Annotated in this window: 2 protein-coding genes; one reads left to right on the top strand and one right to left on the bottom strand. The window is 48.7% G+C overall.

Translation table 11 applies throughout. The annotated features are described in order from the left end of the window. Positions 1-61: 61 nt before the first annotated feature. Complete coding sequence (locus tag C7B77_RS28095; RefSeq protein WP_106312836.1) at positions 62-706, bottom strand: TetR/AcrR family transcriptional regulator; 645 nt, start codon at positions 704-706, stop codon at positions 62-64. Positions 707-887: 181 nt separating this feature from the next. Between C7B77_RS28095 and C7B77_RS28090 the strand changes: the two genes are divergently transcribed. Further along, positions 888-2321: an HlyD family efflux transporter periplasmic adaptor subunit gene (locus tag C7B77_RS28090; protein WP_219892304.1), complete on the top strand. Its 1434-nt coding sequence runs from the start codon at positions 888-890 to the stop codon at positions 2319-2321. The last annotated feature ends 186 nt before the right edge of the window (positions 2322-2507 follow it).

Genomic DNA, 2507 nt, shown 5'->3' with positions numbered 1-2507 from the left:
ATCAATTATCAATTATCAATTATCAATTATCAATTATCAATTATCAATTATCAATTATCAATTAATTCCTCACTCCTGCCATAATCAGATCGATCGATTCTTGAGTATGACGCTGGAGTAAATCTTTGCCGAGCAAACGTTTCCCCGGCCACATATATTTGAGATTTTCTTGAGCGATGAAATAAAAAGCGCAAGTACCGACAATATTTACCGCCGTATGTCTGGGTTCGAGTGGGCGAAACTCACCCGTCATCATTCCCCGTTCCAAAATCTCGATAATGGTGCCATAAAGCAAATTACCCAATTGTTTCGGGTAATATTTACCCTTATTTTGAATCGCTTCGAGCGAGAGAATACTGCCAATGCGGGGGTTCTCCGACATACAACAGAGAATTTGCTCCAGTAGTCTAACTAGTGCTGCATCGGGGGGCAAGCAATCGAGTTGGAGCTGCTCCATGATTTCTAAAGCCTCTGTCAAACACCGCCCCAACACCGCCCGATACAATTCTTCCTTGCTTTGAAAATAATAATAGATCGTTGCCTTGGTGACACCTGTTTGGGCGGCGATCGTTTCTAGTCGAGCGGCAATCAAACCAGTGACGGCAAACTCCGCTTCGGCGGCATCCAAAAGTTGGGTCTTGGTCGCTTCGGCATTGCGGCTGAGAGTGGCGGTCTTTGTAGTCTTTTGCTTGTGAATTACGGGCATTTTAAAAGAAGATGCAACAGACGATCTTACTAAATGGTAAGTATAAAACAGTATCTATAAGCCTATTATGGCATAGGCTTTGGGAATTGTAACTTATTTGACATATATTTTATTTATAGGTTAAACTAACTAACGAGTAAGTAAATTACTAGGGGACACAACGAAAGGCAACTCACAAGCTATGGGACAAGATAACTTTGTAGTCGATAAATTTAAGAGCATGGATCCTGTCACCCGCTGGGTTGCCATTGGTGCCTCAGCCGCCGCGCTCTTACTGTTGCCAGCCGGATTGCACTATGCGGGTATGTTTGCCCAGCCACCAGTCGCCAAGCAAGCTGTCAAAACTGCTCCCAAACCAGTAGAAGCCACCGCCGTCACCTCATTAGGACGGTTGGAACCTTTAGGCGAAGTCATCAAAGTTTCCGCACCTAGTTCCCAGATGGGACAGGGCATAATCTCGCAATTACTAGTCAAAGAAGGAGATCGAGTTACCAAAGGACAAATCATCGCCGTCCTCAACAATCGGCAACGCTTAGAAGCAGCTTTAGCCAGAGCGCAAGAAGATGTCAGAGTCTCGCAAAGCAATCTCGATAAAGTTAAAGCTGGAGCCAAACAAGGCGAAATCGGTGCCCAAAAAGCCGAAATCGATCGACTCAGAAGCCAACTCCAAGGCTATCGCGATACCTTTGTGGCTACCAAAGCGCGCCTCGAAGCCCAACTCAAATGGGAACCCGCCGCCCAAGCTGGCAGAATTGCCTCCCTCAAAGCCCAACTAGCAGGCGAAACCCCCACTCAAGCAGCAACACTCCGCCGACTGCGATCGCAATTAAGAAATACCGAAGTAGATTACAAACGCTTTCAACAACTGTACGCCGAGCGCGCGATCGAAGCCACTAGACTCGATGCCAAACGGCTCGAAGTCGAAACCATCCGCCAACAAATCGCCGAAGCCCAGTCCAAATACAACCAGACTGTCGCCACCCTCAACCAACAAATTATCGAAAATCAAGCCACCCAACAGAAACTAACCAGTACCGCCCGACAACAACTCGCCGAAGCCAAAGCCAACTACGATACCAGCGTAGCCACCACCAACCAACAAATCGCCGCCGCCCAAGCCACCCTAGATAAAATCGCCGAAGTTCGCCCCGTCGATGTCGCAGGTGCCCAAGCCGAACTCGCCCGCGCCCAAGCCCAAGTCCGCCAAGCCCAAGCCGAACTCACCGAAGCCTTCGTCCGTGCCCCCGTCACTGGCGAAATTCTCAAAATCCACACCCGTGCGGGCGAAGCTCCTAGTACCAACGGCATCGTCGAAATGGGACAAACCAGTCAAATGGTCGCCGTCGCCGAAGTCTACGAAAGCGATGTCCGCAAACTCAGAGTCGGACAATCTGCCACCATCAAGAGCGAATCGGGCGCATTCACTCAAAATCTCAAAGGCAAAGTCAAAGAAATCGGACTCCAAATCGGTAAGCAAGACGTCCTCAACACCGATCCTGCCGCCGATTCCGATTCCCGCGTCGTCGAAGTCAAAATCGCGATCGATCCCACTGACAGCACCTTTGTCAGGGGGCTAACCAACTCTAAAATTGCCGTCACCATTAACACTAAGTAGGGGATAGTCGATCGTCGATAGTCGATCGTCGATAGTCGATCGTCGATCGTTCATTTAGTTTGAGTTGCTGCCTAGTCCTTTACCCCACCCCAACCCTCCCCTTATAAAGGGGAGGGAGTAAGAGCCAGATCTAAACCCAAACTAATACCGAATCCACAATTTTTTTGAGCTACGCTTTAATACTAG

It is taken from the genome of Chamaesiphon polymorphus CCALA 037 (assembly GCF_003003845.1).
Lineage (GTDB): Bacteria > Cyanobacteriota > Cyanobacteriia > Cyanobacteriales > Chamaesiphonaceae > Chamaesiphon > Chamaesiphon polymorphus.
This window is presented reverse-complemented; position numbering and strand designations above follow the sequence as displayed.

What these genes read in the sequence shown, in the direction of transcription:
- C7B77_RS28095 (WP_106312836.1), bottom strand. Translation starts at nt 706, where the DNA reads ATGCCCGTAATTCACAAGCAAAAGACTACAAAGACCGCCACTCTCAGC.
- C7B77_RS28090 (WP_219892304.1), top strand. Translation starts at nt 888, where the DNA reads ATGGGACAAGATAACTTTGTAGTCGATAAATTTAAGAGCATGGATCCT.